The organism is Streptomyces sp. JNUCC 64, from assembly GCF_054484115.1.
On record NZ_CM137015.1, the window covers coordinates 7,411,381 to 7,429,805 of the forward strand.

16 protein-coding genes are annotated in these 18,425 nt (G+C 76.6%); all 16 read right to left on the bottom strand.

All coding sequences use genetic code 11. The features are described 5' to 3' along the window. Positions 1-41: 41 nt before the first annotated feature. Positions 42-869, bottom strand: a complete 828-nt coding sequence (locus tag ACVWNX_RS30605; protein ID WP_454411430.1) for a hypothetical protein — start codon at positions 867-869, stop codon at positions 42-44. Between the two features lie 92 nt (positions 870-961). Next, positions 962-1,396 (bottom strand): hypothetical protein, encoded by a 435-nt coding sequence (locus tag ACVWNX_RS30610; protein WP_454411431.1) that lies wholly within the window; start codon positions 1,394-1,396, stop codon positions 962-964. Continuing rightward, the gene (locus ACVWNX_RS30615; protein ID WP_454411432.1) at positions 1,393-5,613 is read right to left on the bottom strand and encodes a hypothetical protein; all 4,221 of its coding nucleotides are present in this window, start codon (positions 5,611-5,613) and stop codon (positions 1,393-1,395) included. Before ACVWNX_RS30615 ends, ACVWNX_RS30610 begins: the two co-directional genes overlap by 4 nt. A 32-nt stretch (positions 5,614-5,645) precedes the next feature. After that, a complete protein-coding gene (locus tag ACVWNX_RS30620) occupies positions 5,646-6,653 on the bottom strand; it encodes a hypothetical protein (RefSeq protein ID WP_454411433.1) in 1,008 nt (335 codons plus the stop codon). Between the two features lie 119 nt (positions 6,654-6,772). Further along, on the bottom strand, positions 6,773-7,396 hold the full coding sequence (locus ACVWNX_RS30625; protein WP_454411434.1) for a hypothetical protein: 624 nt from the start codon (positions 7,394-7,396) through the stop codon (positions 6,773-6,775). Continuing rightward, positions 7,393-10,515: a LamG-like jellyroll fold domain-containing protein gene (locus ACVWNX_RS30630; RefSeq protein WP_454411435.1), complete on the bottom strand. Its 3,123-nt coding sequence runs from the start codon at positions 10,513-10,515 to the stop codon at positions 7,393-7,395. Before ACVWNX_RS30630 ends, ACVWNX_RS30625 begins: the two co-directional genes overlap by 4 nt. Further along, positions 10,512-11,825 (bottom strand): baseplate J/gp47 family protein, encoded by a 1,314-nt coding sequence (locus tag ACVWNX_RS30635; protein WP_454411436.1) that lies wholly within the window; start codon positions 11,823-11,825, stop codon positions 10,512-10,514. The genes ACVWNX_RS30630 and ACVWNX_RS30635 overlap by 4 nt, the downstream gene beginning before the upstream one ends. A gap of 6 nt (positions 11,826-11,831) precedes the next feature. After that, the gene (locus ACVWNX_RS30640) at positions 11,832-12,221 is read right to left on the bottom strand and encodes a hypothetical protein (RefSeq protein WP_454411437.1); all 390 of its coding nucleotides are present in this window, start codon (positions 12,219-12,221) and stop codon (positions 11,832-11,834) included. After that, the gene (locus ACVWNX_RS30645; RefSeq protein WP_454411438.1) at positions 12,218-12,562 is read right to left on the bottom strand and encodes a hypothetical protein; all 345 of its coding nucleotides are present in this window, start codon (positions 12,560-12,562) and stop codon (positions 12,218-12,220) included. Before ACVWNX_RS30645 ends, ACVWNX_RS30640 begins: the two co-directional genes overlap by 4 nt. Next, complete coding sequence (locus ACVWNX_RS30650) at positions 12,562-14,367, bottom strand: hypothetical protein (RefSeq protein ID WP_454411439.1); 1,806 nt, start codon at positions 14,365-14,367, stop codon at positions 12,562-12,564. Before ACVWNX_RS30650 ends, ACVWNX_RS30645 begins: the two co-directional genes overlap by 1 nt. Further along, positions 14,364-14,822: a hypothetical protein gene (locus ACVWNX_RS30655; protein WP_454411440.1), complete on the bottom strand. Its 459-nt coding sequence runs from the start codon at positions 14,820-14,822 to the stop codon at positions 14,364-14,366. The genes ACVWNX_RS30650 and ACVWNX_RS30655 overlap by 4 nt, the downstream gene beginning before the upstream one ends. 154 nt (positions 14,823-14,976) lie before the next feature. Further along, entirely contained in the window at positions 14,977-15,489 is a 513-nt protein-coding gene (locus ACVWNX_RS30660) for a hypothetical protein (RefSeq protein ID WP_454411441.1), read from the bottom strand. An 18-nt stretch (positions 15,490-15,507) separates the two neighbouring features. Beyond that, on the bottom strand, positions 15,508-15,762 hold the full coding sequence (locus ACVWNX_RS30665; RefSeq protein ID WP_454411442.1) for a hypothetical protein: 255 nt from the start codon (positions 15,760-15,762) through the stop codon (positions 15,508-15,510). Continuing rightward, positions 15,759-16,151 (bottom strand): hypothetical protein, encoded by a 393-nt coding sequence (locus ACVWNX_RS30670; RefSeq protein WP_454411443.1) that lies wholly within the window; start codon positions 16,149-16,151, stop codon positions 15,759-15,761. Before ACVWNX_RS30670 ends, ACVWNX_RS30665 begins: the two co-directional genes overlap by 4 nt. Positions 16,152-16,160: 9 nt before the next feature. Further along, positions 16,161-17,285: a hypothetical protein gene (locus tag ACVWNX_RS30675; RefSeq protein WP_454411444.1), complete on the bottom strand. Its 1,125-nt coding sequence runs from the start codon at positions 17,283-17,285 to the stop codon at positions 16,161-16,163. A 65-nt stretch (positions 17,286-17,350) separates the two neighbouring features. Then, the gene (locus ACVWNX_RS30680) at positions 17,351-18,184 is read right to left on the bottom strand and encodes a hypothetical protein (protein ID WP_454411445.1); all 834 of its coding nucleotides are present in this window, start codon (positions 18,182-18,184) and stop codon (positions 17,351-17,353) included. Between the last annotated feature and the right edge of the window lie 241 nt (positions 18,185-18,425).

An 18,425-nucleotide genomic window follows, 5' to 3' on the forward strand; every position in this document is an offset into this window, starting at 1 on the left:
CCCCCGGCCAGTGGCTGGCCGACGGTTCCCCGGTCAACGGTTCAGCCGGTCCTGAAGACGGCCGAGGACGCCTGTCCCTCGCCGAACTCCCAGCCGGCCACCGCCTGGTGACCGGGCAGGGCGGCGATCCAGTCGAAGTCACCGGAGCACCGGCCGGGGCCGAGGTAGTACGCGCCGTCGCACCGGGCGTCCTCCTCGGCCAGGGACAGCATCCGGAGGTGGTCGCGCAGCCGCGCGTCCGGGACCCGGCGCAGTTCCTCCTCCCACTCCGGCGCCACCTCGACGCCCTTCTGGAACCCGGTGAGGCCGTCCGGCCCGCCCAGGGTCCCGGTGGCGGCGCGCATCGCCCCGAACAGCGTCCCGTCGGTGCCGATCCGGGCGAGCAGCGTCGTCCGGCCGGTCAGCTCCGCCTCGTCGATCCCGGCCGGACCGCCGTCCCGTTCGGCGAGCACCCGTGCGAAGTCCGCGCCGTGGACGGCCCGTTCCGAGTCCGGGGCGGGGAGCGAGACCGCCCTCAGGGCCGGTCCGGTGGCCTGCCCGAAGGGGCCGTCGGCGCCCAGTGCGTCCGCCTCGAACAGCCACACCGACCGGCCCAGGTCGTAGCTCCACCGGTCCCGGCCGGACGGGTCCCCTTCCGCCTCGTGGTCACCGGTCACCGGTCCGCCCCGCGCGACGGCGGCCAGGTCCACCCGGCCGCCGAGGAGGCCCGTGAGGGCGTCGTACTGTCCCAGGTCGTCCCAGTGGTAGCACGCGTACCCGCCCTCCGCGGGGAACGCGTCGAGCGGTCCGCCCAGCAGGACCTCGAAGGCGTGCGCCAGTTCGTTCCGCCAGGTCCGGCGGGCGGTGAGCGGATCGGGGACGGACGTCACGGGTGCTCCTCGTGCGATGGGTTCCGGAACGGTCCCGCTCGTTGTAGCAGTCGGGAGAGCGGTTCCGTACCGGAGCGGGGAAACCGCCCCGCTCACCACCCGACCCCGTCCGGTTCCCGGGCCGTTCCGCCGCCCGGCCCGGTCACCGGTTCCTCCCCGGCGCCCAGCAGTCCGCCCGTCCCCGTCGGTCCGCCCGTCCCCGTCGGTCCGCCCGTCCCCGTCGGTCCGTCCGGGCCTCCCGGTCCGTCCGGCCACAGGGGGAGGGACACCGGGCGGCCCGCCGCCGCGTAGCTCGGCAGCCGGTAGGCGGGCGGTCCGCCGTCCGGTTCCCCGGGCCGTGGCGGGGGCGGTGCCGGAGGGCCGGCGCGGTCCGGTGGGGGCGACGTCGTCGCGGGGCCGGGCTCGGTGTCCAGGGCCCGTTCGATCCCGGCCCGTACGGCCGTCTCCACCGCCCGCCGGGTCCCGGCCGTCAGTTCGCCGTGGACCACCACGGTCACCACGGCCGGACGGTCCGCGCGGCCGTTCACCGGAACTCCACCACCCGGCCGCTGCCCGGCACCACGAACTCCTGAAGCTCGGGGACCTGGCCCGACGGGATCTGCAACTGGTCGACCGCGTCCCGGGTGTCCACGGTCCGGGGCACCCGCCGGACGTCGGTGATCCCGGGCAGTTCGTCCGGCGGGGCGAAGGGGGACTTCACCCCGGTCACCGGGTCCTCCACCAGCAGCTTGGCGGGGTGGCCGACCTGCGGGGTGGCGATGCCGCGGATCCTGCGGAAGTACTCCTCCTCGATCTCGAAGACGACGAGCTGGGCGTCCTTCCGGTTCACCGCCAGGAACTCCACGGCCCGTTCGTACACCCCGAAGTTCAGATAGAGGTCGTGCCCGTCGGGCCGCAGCACCACGTTCCCGTCCTCCTTCACCGTCACCAGGTTCCGGCTGCGCTTGGCGGACGAGGTGCCGCCCTGCACCCGGAACACCACCCGGTGTCCGCTACGGCTGCGGAACACCGTCCGCACCACCCAGGGCAGTGCCTCCGGGTGGGCTTCCAGCTTCCGCGCGGGCAGGGTGACCCATGCCTGGGGGCCGGTGCCGGGAGCGCCCGCGCCCCGTTCGAGCCGGTCGATCAGCGCCGTGATCTCCGGGTCGGTGGGCAGTTGGTCGCCCGGGCGTCCCGCCGCGTCCGCCCGGATCGCCGCCGCCTGTTCCTCCTGCTCCCGCAGCCGTGGGCCGAGTTCCTCCGCCTCCTGCCGCTTGACCAGGGCCCGCCGCTGTTTGCCCGCGGCCAGGGCCCGCTCCGCCTCGCCCTCCAGAGCGGCGATCCGGCGCCGGATCCGCTCCGCCTCCGCGTCGGCGTTCGCCGCCCGCAGCCGTGCCCCCAGCGCGAACTGCCGCTCCAGCACCTCCTCGGCGGTCGCGGTCGGCACCGGAGCGCCCTCCCGGATGCCGAGGACGGCGAGCACCCGGATCGCCGAGCGCTGCACCGCGGGCGGATACCCGGCGAGCCGTCCCAGGAACGCCGCGAGCCGGACGTGCCCCGCGAACGTCTCCGTCAGGAACCGCCGGGCCACCGGCTCGTCCAGCCCCGCCACCACCTCGAACAGGGCCACCGTCTGGTCCGGGTGCGCCACCAGCAGCCGGGTGGTCTCCCACGCCGTGCGCGGATCGCCCACCTCCGCCGTCCGCAGGAACCGTTCCAGCCCCTTGGTGGCGGCCGGGGTCATCGTCACCCGGGACAGCTCCAGGACGTGCCGGGTGACGATGCCCGCGCCCGTCTCCCGCAGCACCTCGCCCAGCCGGGCGTGCAGCGTCGTCACCAGCCGCCAGGACACCTCGGTGTCCATCACCTCGCGCAGCGCCGTGCCCATCCGCGACAGCCCCTCGGTGAGGGCCGCCGCCAGCCGGGTCCCGCTCCACCCCCCGGACCGCAGCAGCGCGGCCGTCTCCCGGGCTCCGGCCAGCGCGGCGGGGACCCGGGCCAGGACCGCCCGGAGCGCGGGCTGCAGGGTGAACTCCGCGACCACGCCCAGGGCCGCCCCGGCCGAGATCCGGGTCAGATAGCGCTCCACCGACGACCATCCGCCCCGTCCGGTGACCACCTGGATCACATCGTGGGCGAAGGTCTCCAGCCCCGCCGTCAGCGCTCCGCCCGCCGCCCCCGCGGCCAGCCGCCGTCCGAGCCAGCCCGCCCAGACCCGGCGCAGGCTCGCCGTGCCGATCCGGCCCGCGACCCAGCGCCCCAGGGCCGCGCCCCGCCCCATCCCCAGCGCCATCAGATAGCCGTCGAGGGCGGCGACCAGGACGCCCTCCAGGGTGAGCCGGGCGTCCCCGAACACCACCCGCAGCACGTAGAGCACCTCGGAGGCGGCGATCGAGGTCACCACCGCGCCGGTGCCGCCCGCCAGCTGGACCAGCAACCCGATCAGCCCGGCCTCCCAGGCGGCGAGCAGCGCGGCGACCACCAGGAGGCCCAGTCCGGCGGCCCGGTAGTAGTCACCGCTCCGGCCCAGCCGCCAGTAGACGAGCCGTGCCTCGAACTCCCCGGCCGACTCCTCCAGCGGCTCGCTCACGTCCTCCCAGCCGGACCCCCGGACCCGCTCGGTGAACCGGAACCGCACGGTGTACGAGGGGAGTTGGTCGAGCTGCCCCTCGGTCACCCCGACCAGGCGCAGACTCCGCTCGACGGTGACGTTCTCGAAGTCCTCCTCGGTGAGCCGGATCGCCCGGACCGCGAGGGCCAGCACCTCCCGGGCGAACTCCTCCTCGCTCAGCTCTCGTTGGTCATCGCTGCTGGCCAACTTCTCGACCAGCGCCACCCGTTCCCGTTCCACCGCGTTCCGTAGCGCGGTGGCCCGCGCCGGGCGCAGCCGCCGCACCTCACGGTGGCTGACGTAGGTGGGGTCCCTGTCGCCGAGCACCTCCCCGGCCCCCACCCACTGGGCCGGGTCGCGCTCCAGCAGGATCCCGGTCGGGGAGGTGTCCGTCCGGTAGCGGTGGCGGGTCGCGGCGGCGCGGGCCGTCCGCAGCGCGGAGCGCAGCGCCTGGACCCGGGGGTCGGCGGCGTGGCGGGTGGCCAGGGCGAGCAGCAGGACCCGGTGGCGGAGCCCGAAGTCCCCGACCCCGGCGAGCGCGGTGAAGAACAGTTCCCGTTCCCGGGCGGTGAGTCCGGTGAGCGTCCACTCGAACACGGTGCCGCCCGGCGGCCGGACGGGCGGGGTCACCGGGCCGAGGCGCTCGTCCAGGACGAGGGCGCGCAGCCGGTCGACCCAGCGGGGGTCGGACGGCTCACCCGGCAGCAGCGCGCGCAGTCGTTCGGTCAGCGGCCGGGCCAGCGGACGCAGCACCGCGAGCCCGGACCGTTCGGCGTCCACCCGGAGCCAGGCCCGCAGGTACAGCAGCCGGGTCCCGGCGGGGAGCGCGGTCGGCCGGTCCTCCGGTCCGGCCGTGGGGTCGGGCTCCGGGCCCGTTCCCGCGCCCGCTCCCGGTGCCGTTCCCGGTCCTGTCCGTGTGCCCCGGGCGGCTCCGGATCCGGTGCTCGCTTCGGTGCCGGAACCGCTGCCGCTGCCGTTGCCACCACCGTCGCCGAGCAGGGCGCGCACCGCCGGGGGGAGCGCGGCGAGCGCCGGGCCCGTCCGGGGCAGCAGGTGCTCGGCCCGGGCCGTGTCCGGTCTCCCGGGGGCCGGCCCTCCGGTGGACGCGGTGGATCCGGCGACCCCGGCGGTCCCGGTGGGGTCGCCCGGCGCGGTGGACCCGCCCGTCGTAGTGCCGGAGCCCGGGCCGTCGCCGTCGCCGTCGCCGGGGCCGTCGGGGAGCCGGGAGAGCAGCAGGCCCGCCGCGTCCGTCGTGGTCGTCCGCCGTACCGTCACCGGCCGGAGCGTCACCCGCACGGGCTCGTCCCCGAACGCCTCCGCGTAGGCGGACCAGGGCGCTCCGGCCACCCGGGCGAAGCGGTCGGGGTCCACCATGAACCCCGCCTCCCGCAGCGGGAGTCCACCCGTCACGGGCGGGCCCACGTCCAGCAGTCCGGCGGTGGTCACCACCGGCAGGGCCATCGCCGCGAACACCACCCGGGCGCCGTGCAGCAGTTCCGCGTCCGTGCCGGTACCGCGCACCCGGCGCGCGTTGCGGTCCCCGAGCCGGGGCAGCGCCCGCACCCGCCCCGAGGGGTCGAGGTCCGCGAGCCGGGCGAGCCCCGCGTCGAACGGGGTCACCGCGTGCGCGAGGAGTTCCCCGGGCCCGAGCCGCCCCAGCTCCCTGGCCCGTCCGGCCAGTTCCCCGGCGAACCCGCCGAGGTCCACGGTGCGTTCGGTCTGCGCCCACCACACCGTCACCCGGCGCACCTCGGCGTCCCGGTCCGCGTACAGCACCCGGTCCGCCAGCGGTTCGGACAGCTCGTCCTCGACCCAGTCGAGGAAGTCCCCGACCGTGGTGCGGAACTCCACCGCCCGCAGCACCCGCCACGGCGGCCCGTCCCCGCCGCGCACCGGCACGGCGACCGGCGCCCCCCGGCCCCCGTACGAGGGCACGGTATACCCGTCCGGTCCGGTGCGCTCCGGGTCGTACCGTTCGCGCGGCGGCGGCGCGGGCACCGGGCGGGCGGGACGCCGTTCCGCCAGCAGCCGTTCCGCCTCGGCCAGCCGGGCCGCCACCAGCCGCGCCACGGCCGCCGACAGCTCCGCGAGCCGTTCCTCGTCCGGGGTGCCCACCAGCCGCACCCGTACGGGCACCCGGACGCGGATCCGCACGGCTCAGCTCCCCGTCCGCCCGGTGGCCGGGGTCATCCGAGTTCCGGCCCCGTGACCAGGCCGATGATCCGCTGACCGCCGATGATCCGGGGCCCGCAGCCGCGCGCGGTGCCGCCCGCGCGCTGGACGATGTCCACGACGTGCGCGGCGCCCGCCCGTTCCCGGGTCAGCGAGGCGAGGGTCACCGTGGCGATCGTGGGCTCGGTGAAGTGCGGCAGCGCGGTGCGCTCCCCGCAGGGGTCGCCGCCCAGGTCGAGGTCCACCCGCAGCTTGCGCCGGGACAGATGGACGGGGACCAGGTCCCCGTTCCCGTCGGCCACCAGCAGCCGGGTGCGGCCGTCCTCGCCGGTCACCACGGTCACGGCCGGGTGCGAGGCGAGCAGCGCACGCTCGCCCGCGCCCAACGCCCGCGCTCCGCGCACCTGTTCGACGGTCAGCTCCGGTTCCTCCGCCCACTCGGGCGGCGGCATCACCTGGAGGACGAGCTGGGGGGCCCGCGTCCCGGTCTCGGCGGGCAGCAGGGTGATGTTGCGCTGCCCGTGGTGGGGGTTGCCGGGGATGTCGAAGTCCCCGCCGTCGGGGAGCGGCGCGCCGTCGCCGTCCGCGTAGGCGTTGACCTCCAGACAGGAGTGCCCCTGGGTCGCCCCCAGTTCCTCCACGGTCGGCTTCCACGGGTGGGGCGGCTCGCCCTCCACCCCGGGGACGAGGCACTCCACGACGTTCCCGGTGGCGCCCGACCCGGGCGGGACGGTGACGAGTCCGCTGCGCAGCCGCACCATGGCCTGCGCCGGGTGGGCGAGCCCCACGAAGGGGTTCATCACGTAGGCGTCGACCCGGACGTCCTCGACCGGCTCCCGGCCCGAGTTGCTCACCCGCACCTTCACGGTGGTCGGGAGGTCGACCCGGGTCTGGGTGTCGGACACCCCGCCGCTGAGCGTGATGCTGTTGTTGTCCCACAGCGCCCGGGCGCCGGTGTAGGGCCGGGTGCCGTTGTCCACGGACGGGGTCTCGCCGTAGTCGATGGAGATGTAGAGGGGCATGGGTCCTCCCAGGGATCGTGGGTGGGGAGAGGTGGGGTGGGGTGGGGTGGGGTGCGTGGTGGGGCGGTGGTGGCGCGGGAACGGCCGTCGGACGCGGACGGGGGACGCTCCCGTGGACGTCAGGAGGCGAGGTACTCGATCTGGAAGGCGGACAGCGTCACCACGTCGCCGCTCGCCGCGTTGTCGGCGGTGGCCAGCAGGAAGTAGCGGTACGCGGCGGTGTCCACGGTCGCCAGCGCCGGATCGATCCCGGCCCGCGCGTCGAACGGGTTGCTCTCGCCGGAGACCCGCACCAGCCGTTCCGCCGGTTGCGGCGTGCCGCTCAGCCGGGACCGCATCAGCGACACCCTCAGCAGCGCCGCCGAACCGGTGTTCTGGCCGAGCGCGCGCAGCGCCACCAGCCGGGCCCCGTGCGGGAACGACACCGCCATCAGCCCCGCCACCGACGGCTGGTTGGAGGGCCGCACCGCGAACCCCGCCGAGTCGTGCGTCCAGGCGGCCGTCCCGCTCACCGCGACCAGCGCGGGGGAGAGGCTGAGCAGCCGCTGCGAGGGCGGCGGCTGCGCCCCGAGGGCGTCCAGCGCGGCCCGGACCGCCGCGATCACGTCGGCCAGGGTGTCCAGGTCCGACTCCAGCGCGGTGAAGCGCACGTTGAACCCGTTGGGGCCGCCCGCCTGCACCCGGTCCCGGTTGTCGATCCAGGCGGTGTGACGGAACGTCGGGGTGAACGAGACGTCGCTCATGGGGAGCCCTTTCGCAGCCGGGCCGCCGATCGGTGCAGCCGGAACTTGGGATAGGTGTGGGCGGGGTCGGCGTCCCCGCCGTCGCGCAGTTCGACCACCGCGGCCCGCAGCCCGGCCGTCACGAACTCCACGCCGACGGGGTGCAGGGAGTGCAGCGCGTTCATGATCAGGTCGTACTCCTCGCGCCCCAGCACGGTGCCAGTGGCGACGAGTTCGGGCCGTAGCCGCACCTCCACCTGGTAGGGCCCGCGGGCGTCGACGTCCCGGAACACCGCCTGGAGCCAGACCCGTCCGGCCGACCGTCCGGTGAGGAGCACGGTGGGCCGGGTGGTGGACGACACCCCGGCCCGGCCCTGGCCGCCCGGCACCGCGCCCGACGACCAGCCCAGCCGCGTCCGCTCGCCGGACTCCGCCGGACCGGGGAGCACCGTGTATCCGGCGGTCGCGCCCTCGGCCAGCTCCGCCGGGCCCCGCACCGCCAGCAGGGGCGCCGACGGGTGCCACAGCCGGACCTCGGCACCGGTCCGCCGCACCAGCCCGAACCCGGCGTCGTACGCGGCGGCGGCCAGCTCCCCGGCGCTCAAGGTTTGATGACGGACCGTCAGTTCACGTCCCCGGGAGGCGAGATCGGGCGGACCGGTCGCGGGACGGTACGCGGCGACCACGGTGAGGGTGCCGCCGACCCGGTCCAGCAGGGCGTCCAGCGCCACGGCCGTCCCGCGCTGCATCCGCCGGTTGCCCTCCGACTCGCCGTAGTCGACGCGGGGGTCGTCGTGCCGGACCAGGAACACCGGGTCCAGGGCGGGCTCCGGCGCCCCCACCACCGCCTCGGGGCCGACGGCGTCCGTGCTCCCGTCGGCGGCGAGCCAGCCGCCGTCCGGGACGGCGGCCACCCCGATCCGCACCGTCACCCCGCCCGACACGGTCCGCCCCGCCCGGGTCAGGTCCACGAGGACGGTCACCCGGCCCGGGGCCAGCGGCAGCAGCCGCGCCGTACCGTCCGTACCGTCCGTGACGGCGGCCCGGCCGGGGCCGTGCGGCACCACCCGGAAGGCCGTCTCGGTGCCGGTCGGCAGCGGGACGCCGCCCGAGGCCCGCGCCACCGTCACCGGGGTGCCCACCACCACCCGCTCCGGGGTGACCGTGAACGCCAGCAGTCCGCCCGGGGCCCGCGAGGCGTACACCGGGCCGCCGCGCGGCAGGGCCCGCGTCCAGTCGAAGCCCGCCCGGTGGGCGAGCGCCGCCAGTCTGCCCGGCGCGATCCGGGGGTGCCGCAGCAGCACCGCACGCCCGGCGGCCCGGGCGTCCGCCGCCCGGGGGTCGAAACCGCCCGCCACCACCAGCCCGCCCGGCCCGGCCTCCGTCTCCGCCAGCGCGACCAGGGCGTCCAGCGCCACGGCCACCGGCGGCTGCGTCAACCGGGGGTCCGGCGCGGGCTCTCCGGGCACCGGTTCGCGCGGCGGCGGCGGATCGTGCGCCACCCCGGGCCGGACGTACCGGGTCAGCAGCGCGGCGTCGAAGTCCTCGTCGGGGTCCGCGCCGTACAGCTCCGCCTCGGTGGTGTCCCGGCGGCCCTCCGCGTCCACGCTCTCCCCGGACCGCAGCGCCACCGGCACCACCCGGACCGTGGCCACCCCGCGCACCAGCGGCACGTCCGAGTCGTCGACGACCAGCGGGTCCGGGTAACCGCCGAGCGGGCCGACCGTCCCGTTCAGCAGCGCCGCCAGCCGGTCCGGCGTCGGCAGCGTCCAGCGGCGGAACAGCGCCAGCCGCCGCCGGTAGTGGGCGTCCGACTCGCCGAGCGCGGGCGCGAAACCGGAGCGGGCCACCGAGGAGATCCGCACCTCGTCCACCGTGCCCCGGAACCCGCTCCCGCCCGGCCCGATCAGCACGGGGGCCGTCGGGGCGACGGCGCCGAGCCCGGTGGTCCGCGCCGCCGCGACGGGACGGCCGTCCAGGTACAGCGTCCAGGTCCCCGCCGACCGGTCCAGCACCGCCGCGAGATGGGTGAAGCGGTCCAGCGGCAGCGACCGGTCGCCGAACACCTCGGCCCGTACGCCGCCCGCGTCCGCGATCCACGCCCGCACCGATCCGGGCAGCCCCCGGCCGAACTCCCCGGTCTCCAGCGCCCAGCCGGGCCCGGCCGCCGCGCCCCGGCCCAGCACCCGCCCCCCGTCGGCACCGGTGCTCCCGTCGGCGGGGGAGGGCCGGACGAAGCACTCCACGGTGAACCCCCGGTCGGCGGGCACGTCGAACTCCGGCGCCCCGGCCACCGTCACCACCGCCGCCGCGTCCGTCAGCGCCAGCGCCGTCCCGTGCCGCCCCGGCGCCCCGGGCACCGCCCCGCCGGACAGCGTCCCGTGGTGACCGGTCCGCCCGGGGAACACCGCCGTGGCGTCCACCACCGGCGGCTCGGCGCCCGGCCGGTCGTCGAGCCGGTACAGGGCCACCGTGTCCGCGTCGAAGCCGTACGGCAGCGGGGGGAAGCGGGGCACGGCGAGGTCCGCGCCGATCAGGTCCAGGCTCGCGCCGGTCGCCCCGGCCAGCCGCCGCTGCCCGGCGGTCCGCGCGGCCTGCCGCCACAGCACGTCCCGCTCCCGGCCGAGCGCCCACAGCAGCTTCGCCGTGGTGCCCAGCAGCGCGGTCACCGACCAGGCCCGCTCGACGGGCCGTCCCCCGGGCGCCGGATCGGCCCGCAGCCCGGCTATCCGCGCGCCGTCCGGGGGCACCGGCACCACGAACGACTCCCCGGCCAGGGTCCCCCCGGGCAACGCCAGCCGGACCGCCGCCGGGGCGGGCCCGGAGCCGGACGCCAGCTCCACCGTCACCTCGGTCGGGTCCGGCAGGTCGCACAGCGCCCGCAGGACGTAGGCGGGCTCGGGCTCCCGGCCGAAGCGGGCCCGGTGCTCCCCGAAGTCGTACGCCGCCACCCGGGCCGCGCCGTCCGCGCCGGGCACCAGGACCAGGTCCAGCAGATCGGCGCCCCGGGCGAACGGGACGGTCAGCCGTCGCGCCATCCGCGCCCCCGCGAGGTCCACGGTGCCGGGCCCGTCCGTTCCGCCGCTCGATCCCGTCGCGCTGGTCCCGTCCGTCCCGTCGGCCGGTTCCCTCCCGGTCATCCCGTCACCACCCGCAGGTCGTGCAGCGCGGAGTCCGTGCGGAACACCGCCAGTTCGGTCGGGCCCATCACCAGGTTCTCGCCGACCGGGACCTCCACCGTCTGCGTCTGGTGGGCGACCTCCCCGAACGAGATCCGGCCGAACGCCGGGGGATGGCGCCGCAGATGGAGACGGCGCACGTCGACCACCCCGGGCTCCTCCGCGAACGCCCGCACCACCCGCGCGTACAGCACGTCACCGCCCAGCCGCGCCCCGCCCGCCTCGGCGGCCAGCCGGGAGCGCACCGCCGCCAGCACCGCCTCCCCGTCGTAGCCGCTCTCCAGCACCACGCCCGCCCGCACCCCCACGTCGATGTGGTCGGCGGCCACCACGTTCGGCCGCACCCCGGGCGGCCGGACCAGGTCGACGGCGGCCGTCACCCGCTCCAGCACCCCCGGCACCGGCCCGGTCGTCCGCCACGGCCAGCGGTACTCGTGCGCCACCACCACGTCGAAGAAGTACGGTTCCCCGACCCGCCGTTCGGCGCTGAACAGCCGGCGGCCGAAGTCGAACATCCCGAAGTACCCCTGGGACACGTCCACCCCGCCCAGCGGATCGGACAGCAGCACGTCGATCACCCCGTCGACGCCGAGCACCGACTGCCGCACCGCCTCCAGCGTCCACAGCGAACGGGACGTCCCCAGCAGCCGCCCCCGGTAGACGTCGTGCCCCTCCGGCACCCGGCCGCCGGTGAGGGCCACCGGATTGGTCACCGCCAGCGAGGCGGGGCCGAGGTCTCCCAGGTACACCGCCGCGTACCCCGGGTCCACCGCCGTCACCGCGCCCGGCGGCAGGTCCGCGAGGCCCCGTTCCAGCGCCTCGATCCGTACCCGCCCGATCGGCCGGGCCGCCGTCAGCGTCAGCCCCGCCAGGGTGGTGAACGCCCGCACCGGGGCGGCGGTCACCACGACCGTCCCCTCCGGCACCAGGTAGGAGCGGCCCGGCACCCCGCCCGACAGGGTGAACTCCGCCTCCCCCGCCGCGAACGACTCCCGCCGGACCAGCCCCACGTCCTCGCCCAGCAGGTCCAGCGCGTCCCCGGGGGCCGTGGACACGAAGTTCGCGAAGTAGCCGTCCTCCAGCCGTTTCCACAGCTCGGCGTCCTCCGCGGCGGTCACCTCGAAGACCTTCCGCAGCGGGCTGGTGATCGTCAGGTCGACGTCCGCGCCGAGCACCGCGCGGGCCCGCTCCAGACTCTCCGCGAGGATCGTGTCGAAGCCCTTCGGCGCGAACCCGTCGTCGCGGACGCCGAACTCCGGTTCCGTGGCCATCGCACCTCACCGTCCCGTTTCCACGAACACGCTGACGGCCGTGGAGCGCACCGTCTCCACCACCACCTCCACGGTCACCGCCCGTCCCGGTTCCCCGTCGAACAGCACCTCCCGCACCTCCCGCACCCGTGGATCGCCCGTGAGGGCCCGCACCAGCCGCAACCGCAGCAACTCCCGCGTCACGCGCCGCCCGTGCGGCCCGCCCAGCGCCTCCCCGACGTCCAGCCCGTAGGAGGTGCCGAACCGGTCCGAGCCGTAGGGGGTCAGCAGCCGCAGGGTGAGGGACTGCGCCAACTGCGCCGTTCCCGACACCAGTTCCAGCCGTCCGTCCGTGCCGATGACCAGGTCGCCGTCGTCCAGCCGGGGGCCCCAGCCGAGGCCGTCGGGGGCGTTCACGACGCCACCAGGACGCGCTGGCCCGCCGACACGACCCGCCACATCACCGGCAGCGGCGGCACCCCGTCGGTGAGCCCCCGGGCGCTCGCCAGCAGTACCGGCACCCCGCCCACGGTCAGCGTGGCGGCGGCCCCGGCCAGCAGCGCGGTGATCCGCAGACAAGGGCTCTGGCCCGCCGCCGCGTTGGTCTGCGGACACCCGGTGACGGTGGCCGCGTCGAGGTCGGTGCGGACCAGCACCGGCGCGCCCGCCACGGTCAGCGCCCGGGGCCCCGCCGGTACGGTGATCCGGCCGCCGTGCGCGCACCGCAGGACCGACGCGGTGGTGAGCACCTCCGGCATCACGCCACCTCCACGGTCGGGCCGTCCAGCCGTACGCTCACCGCGCCGTTGGTGAGGGTGAGCGCCGAGGACGCGGTGGTGATCGTCAGGGCGCCGTCCGCGCCGATCTCGATCCGGGTGCCGCTGTGGTGCTCGATGGTGACCGTGTCGGGCGGCGGCGGCTCCGGCCGGGTGCCGACCGGGTCGAGCGCGTCCCCGCCGACCAGGATCCGCAGCCCGGCCGCGTGCACCACCCGGTGGCCCGCCGCGTCGGTCAGGTCGTGCACCCCGGCCCCGGTGGGCAGCCCGTCCGCGCCGATCGCCGTGGGCAGCGCCAGCCAGTGGTCCCCCGGTTCGGCGGGCGGGGGGAGGTGCCGGGTCCGCCCGGCGGCGGAGCCGGGACGGGGGGACGGGCCGCCGTTCCCGTCGGCGGCGGAGGGCGGACCGGCGGACCCCGGCGCACCGGTCGTCCCCGTCGCGGCCGGACCAGCCGGACCGGTCGAACCAGCCGGATCGGCCGGGTCCGCCCACAGCCAGCCCGCCACCACCGCGTCGTCCACCCGGCCGCCGTTGTGCGCCAGCAGTGCCCGCATCCCCGGGTACACCGGTACCACCAGACCGCAGCGGTGGAACGCGAACGGCGACGCCAGCGACTGCCCGTACAGCGTCACCGAGGTGTCCACCGGGGCCGAGGAACTGGGCTGACCGGGCCCCGGCGGCTGCCCGTAGTACAGCGACGCCCGGTGCCCGGCCGCGCCGGAGCGCGCCTCGCCCACCGCCACCGAGGGCCGCTCCAGGTGCCGACGGTCCACCACGTCCCGGAAGCCGTCCACCACGGCCTCCACCCCCGTCACCGCCCGCACCCGGCGGCCCCGCGCCACCGCCGACAGCCGCACCGCGCAGGTGTACCCGCCGGACACGCCGAACCGGTGCTCCACCCGGGTCAGCCGCAGCGGACCGCCGGGCAGCCCGTCGAGCCCGGTGAGCCGCGCCGTCTGCCCGACCCGCAGCCCGGGGTGCCCGAGGACCACCAGATCGATTCCGGTGCGCACCGGACCGGGCCCGGTGCCCGCCGCCCCCGGGTCCTCCTCGGCCCGGCCGTCGCCCAGCCGGGCGATGTTGCGCTCCGGGTCGAACACCACGGGCGCCTCCCGGGCGCCCACCGCCGGCCCCAGGTGCACCGCCCCGTCCCGCACCACCAGCGCGGTGTCCGCCTCCTCGGCGATCCGGTGCAGCGCCGCGAGCCGGGACGGCGCCCGGACCGCCGGGTTCGCCACCACGCCCGCGATCGCCGAGCCGGGGGCCAGCGCCACCCCGGTGCCCGCGAGGAGTTCCCGGACCACCGTCAGCCGGGGGACGTCGCCCTCCCGGGCCCGGGCCACCGGCTCGGTCCGCAGCGCGTACCCGGCGGTCTCCTGTCCGCGCACCAGGGTCCGGGTGGTGCCGTCCGTCTCCTGGACGGTCTCCACGGCGGTCACCGGGCCGACCACCACCGGACGGCCGCCGTCGAGGGTCGTGGGCTCGTCGGCGTACCCGAGGCCGAGCCGGGCCACCAGCGTCCCGGCGGCGGCCTGTTCCCGCAGCAGCTCCGCGACCGGCCGGGGCAGATCGGTGAACACCGCCTCGTACGCGTCGGCCGCCGCCCCGTCGGACATGGTCACCGTGATGTCGGCGTCCAGCACGTACGTGCCGTCGAGCACGTCGTTGGAGAGCCGCAGCGGCAGCCCGGCCCCGGTGAGCGCCCCGGTGAGCGCGGCCAGCGCCCCGGGCGGGGCGGCGTCCGGCCGGTCGGTGAACTCGGCCCGGTAGCGAAGGAGGAAGCTCATCGCGCGCTCACCCCGCCCACCACCTCGGAGCCGTACGCCCCGGCCCCGTTCAGATTGCGCACCGCGACCCGCAGGGTCCGGAACACCAGCAGCAACCCGCCCGCCCGGTACCGGACGCCGGGCACCAGCCTGCGGCGCAGCAGCGTCACCGGACCGTCCGGGTCGTCCCGGGCCACCGAGAGCACCAGGAACGCGGGACCGTCCGCCAGGTCCAGTACGGTGTCCGGCCCGTCCGGGCCCGCGACGAGCGCCGCGAGCCGCTCCTCGGCGATGTTCACGTGCCAGGCGAAGCGGTACACCGCGTCGCCCACCAGCAGCCGGAACGCCTGGGGGAAGCCCTCGTCCGGCCGGACCGGCAGCCGGGGCATCCCCGCCCCCGCGTCCGCGCCCGCCGGCGGCACGGTCCCCGGTGGCTCCGCCGCCACCGCGTCCCACCCCGGCACCACGTCCGTCACCTCGCCCCAGCTCCCCTCGTGGTCGGACCCCGCCGTCGGCGGGGCGGTCCCCCGCCCGTCTCCCACCCGGTCGTCACCCCCGCCGCGACCGCTCCGGGCACCATGGCCGTCGCGACCGTCGCGACCGTCGCAGCAGTCGTGGTGGTCGCGGCGGTCACAGCGGTGCCCCGGGCACCCTGGGCACCGCGCCGCCGTCCGGTGCCGACGGCGAGAGCGCCGTGCCCGCCGCGATCGCCAGCTCCGCCAGCTCCCCGAACAGCGCGGACACGCTCGACCGGGGCACGTGCCGCAGCGTGATCGACACGTCCAGCGCGTCCCGCCGCTGCGCGCTCGCGGTGAACCGCAACTCGGTGATCTGCATGTCCGTGGCGGTCACCGGCCCCGACACCACCGGGATGCCGGAGACCGCGAGCAGCGGCGCCGCCGAGGACGCCAGCGCCCGGCTGGTGAGGGCCAGCACCTCCAGCGCCTTCTTCTGGGCCAGCCTGTCCGGCCCCAGCAGCACGGCCTCGATGGCGACGGTCCGCGCCTGCGGCTGGGTGGCCTGCGAGAACCGGCTGCCCAGCACCCGCTCGATCCGGTACCCCTCACTGAGCGTCAGGCTCTGCACGTACCACAGCGGCACGGTCCCGACGAGCACCGGAACCTGGGGCCCGCTCACGGCCATCCCGGCTTCTCCTCACGCCTACTGACGGCTCGACAGCTCACGGCGAAGCTCCTCGAAGACCCGCTCCGTCACCTGGCGGACCACCGCCTCGTCCACCGTCCCCACCACCTCGATCTCGACGGGGAAGTGGTACTCGACCACCGGCCCCCCGCCACCGCCGTCGGTGAACTCCGCCTCCGCGCCGGGTGCGGCGACCACGTACTCGCCCTCGTGGACCAGTGCGATCCCGGTCCGCTCGACCCGGGTCCCGGGCTCCCGGGCCCCCGTCGTCACTCCTCCACCCCCACGGTCAGCGCCAGGCAGGAGAAGCTCGCCTGCGGCACCCCGTCCACCACCACGTTGCTGGGGTTCGCCGAGGTGACCACGCAGCGCGCGAACTTCATCGCCTTGAACGACCAGTCGGTGCCCGTGCGTTCGGCCAGCGCCACCGAGAACTCCGTCCCCTGCACCGCGAGTTCCGTCAGATCGGCGACCGCCCCGGCGATCGCCGGGACCGCCATGGTGAAGGTGAAGGTGAACGGCTGCCGGACGTAGCCGACGTTGTCCCGCTCCAGACTGTGGATCACGGTGTGCGGGACGTTGAAGGTGGGCGTGAAGCTGGTGATCGGCGAGACCACGTCACTGCCGATCCGCACCTCCAGCCGGGTGTTCCAGTCACTCATGACGCCGCCTCACTCGAACCGGAGGGTGATGGACAGCCGGTGGACCGCACCGGCGTAGTCGACGCTGGTGACCACCTCCACCAGCCGTTCGGCCTGGGCCGCGTCGACCCGCGCGCGCTCCGTCTCGGTCAGCGTCCCGCGCGGCCGGTCGAGCAGCGCCAGGATCGGCACCAGCACCTGGTACCCCTCGATGACCTCCTGGCCCACCAGCGGATCGAGGACCGCCTCCAACTGCGCGATCAGCGCCCGCAGTCCCGACCGGCTGATCCGCAGCCGTCCGACGCTCCGGATCAGCCGCGCCTTCAGCAGGAACGACACCTGGTCGACGGTGCGGACCACGTCGATGAACTTCTTGCCGTCCGGACGGCCGGTGTACGCCTCGCCCAGGCACACCGCCTGACCGGGCAGCAGCGCCGGGTCCACCAGCCAGTTCACCCCGCGTCCGGCCGGGCCGCTGGTGAACGTCTCGGGCCCGTTGAGCGCCTCGATCTCGGCCTGGGTGAACGTCCCGCTGCTCACATTGACCTGTTTCAGCAGCAGGGAGACGTGCGGTTCGTACCCGGCGATGGTGCCCGCCACCGCGGCCCCCACGTCCTCGTCGCTCTTGTGCGCGACGTACACCATCCGGTCCAGGGCCAGCGCGCCCGTCACCACCGTGGGGTCGGCGGCGTCCTTGGCCAGCATCGCCACCCCGATCCGCTCCCGGCCGTCGGCGCCGGTCCCGGACACCGACGACACATGGGCGGCCAGCGCGCCGACCGCCCCGGCCGGAGCGCCGCTCGCCGGGTCCAGCGGGGTGTCCGCGAGCGCCACGATCTGGACGTCCACCCCGCTCAGGGCCAGCAGCGCCGCCGCCCAGTCCGGGGACGCGCCGTCCACCCGCACCGCGTACACCAGGGACGGCCCCGGTGACTGGGCGAAGGCCGTCGCCACGGCCGTGCCCAGCGCCCCGGGCGCCCGGCGCAGCGCCTCACCGGGCTCGGAGAAGGCCACCGGGACGCCCACCGCCAGCAGATCGCCGGGCGGGGCGGCGGGCACGGTCACCGTGCCGACCAGGGCCACGTTGCCGAAGGCCCGGACGGCGGGGGAGAACAGGTCGGCGACGGGGTTCACACGGATGTAGCGGACGGTCATGGGCCACCTTCCTGGTGGTGCGGACCCCGGCCGGTCCACGTCGGACCGGCCGGGGGCGTGCGGACTCAGCCGGGGTCGGCGAAGAGGCAGAGGACGCCCTCGCGGGCCAGGAGCCGACGCACGGCCTCCGGCGCGGGGCCGCCCCCGGCCGGGTCGGGAGGGGGGAGGACCACCGCCAGTCCGTACGGGGCGGTGCGCGGCGCGGGCGCGGGCGCCGAGGGGACGGCCACCGCCTCCCCGGCCAGCGCGCGCACCGCCTTCGCGGCCCGCAGCGCCCCGCTGGGACCGGGGTCGTCACGGACCAGGACGGCGAGGGTCAGCGGCAGCGCGTGGATCCGCGCCGGGTCCGCCGGGTCGGACACCGGCGGCCGGGCGAACCGGACCTCGGTCAGCAGATAGCGGGCGGCGGCGCGCAGTTCCTCCACCGAGGAGACGTCGTGCCGGGCGAGGAAGTCGTCCAGGTCGAGGTGACGGAACCGGTCCCGGAACTCCTCCAGGGTGCGGAACCCCTCGATCTCCCGGGTCACCGCGGACTCCACGCCCCCCGGATCGGCGTCGGCGGTCACCTCGACGACGGTGTCGGCCAGCAGGTCCACCCACACCGCGCCGGTCTCCGAACGGCTCGTCCACTCCAGGTCGGTACGGGTGTAGGCGGGCGTCGTCCCGGTCGCCGTGCCGGTGTGGCGCCGGGGCGGGAACAGCGGGTGCGCCAGGGTCACCCCGCGCACCGAGATCCCGCGCACCGCCTCGACGCGCAGCCCGGTGAGGTCGTACGCCGAGCGGAGCACCGCCGTCAGGGCCCCGGCCCCGTCGGCTGTCGTCGTCGCCCGGGTCAGGAACGCGGCCAGGGACTCGGGTTCGGAACGGTCCAGCAGGAATCGGTCGATGAGGTCCGCCACGCTCTGCCTCCCCTCCGGACGGTCCCGGAGCCGGGTGCGCGCCGATCAAGGACGGGAGCCGCCCGGGAAGCCGGACGGCCGGATCGCGACGTCCTGAACTATCGCAGAGAAAGCCGGGACGGCCACCGCCACGAACGGGGGACCCCGCCCCCGCCCACAGCGCGGCGTCCGACCGCACGCCCCGGCGCACGCGCTCGCCCGCCCTCACCGCCCCCGGGAGCGTCCGGGGGCGCCCGGGTGT

What these genes read in the sequence shown, in the direction of transcription:
- ACVWNX_RS30620 (WP_454411433.1), bottom strand. Translation starts at nt 6,653, where the DNA reads ATGCCCCTCTACATCTCCATCGACTACGGCGAGACCCCGTCCGTGGAC.
- ACVWNX_RS30625 (WP_454411434.1), bottom strand. Translation starts at nt 7,396, where the DNA reads ATGAGCGACGTCTCGTTCACCCCGACGTTCCGTCACACCGCCTGGATC.
- ACVWNX_RS30630 (WP_454411435.1), bottom strand. Translation starts at nt 10,515, where the DNA reads ATGACCGGGAGGGAACCGGCCGACGGGACGGACGGGACCAGCGCGACG.
- ACVWNX_RS30635 (WP_454411436.1), bottom strand. Translation starts at nt 11,825, where the DNA reads ATGGCCACGGAACCGGAGTTCGGCGTCCGCGACGACGGGTTCGCGCCG.
- ACVWNX_RS30645 (WP_454411438.1), bottom strand. Translation starts at nt 12,562, where the DNA reads ATGCCGGAGGTGCTCACCACCGCGTCGGTCCTGCGGTGCGCGCACGGC.
- ACVWNX_RS30650 (WP_454411439.1), bottom strand. Translation starts at nt 14,367, where the DNA reads ATGAGCTTCCTCCTTCGCTACCGGGCCGAGTTCACCGACCGGCCGGAC.
- ACVWNX_RS30660 (WP_454411441.1), bottom strand. Translation starts at nt 15,489, where the DNA reads ATGGCCGTGAGCGGGCCCCAGGTTCCGGTGCTCGTCGGGACCGTGCCG.
- ACVWNX_RS30670 (WP_454411443.1), bottom strand. Translation starts at nt 16,151, where the DNA reads ATGAGTGACTGGAACACCCGGCTGGAGGTGCGGATCGGCAGTGACGTG.
- ACVWNX_RS30675 (WP_454411444.1), bottom strand. Translation starts at nt 17,285, where the DNA reads ATGACCGTCCGCTACATCCGTGTGAACCCCGTCGCCGACCTGTTCTCC.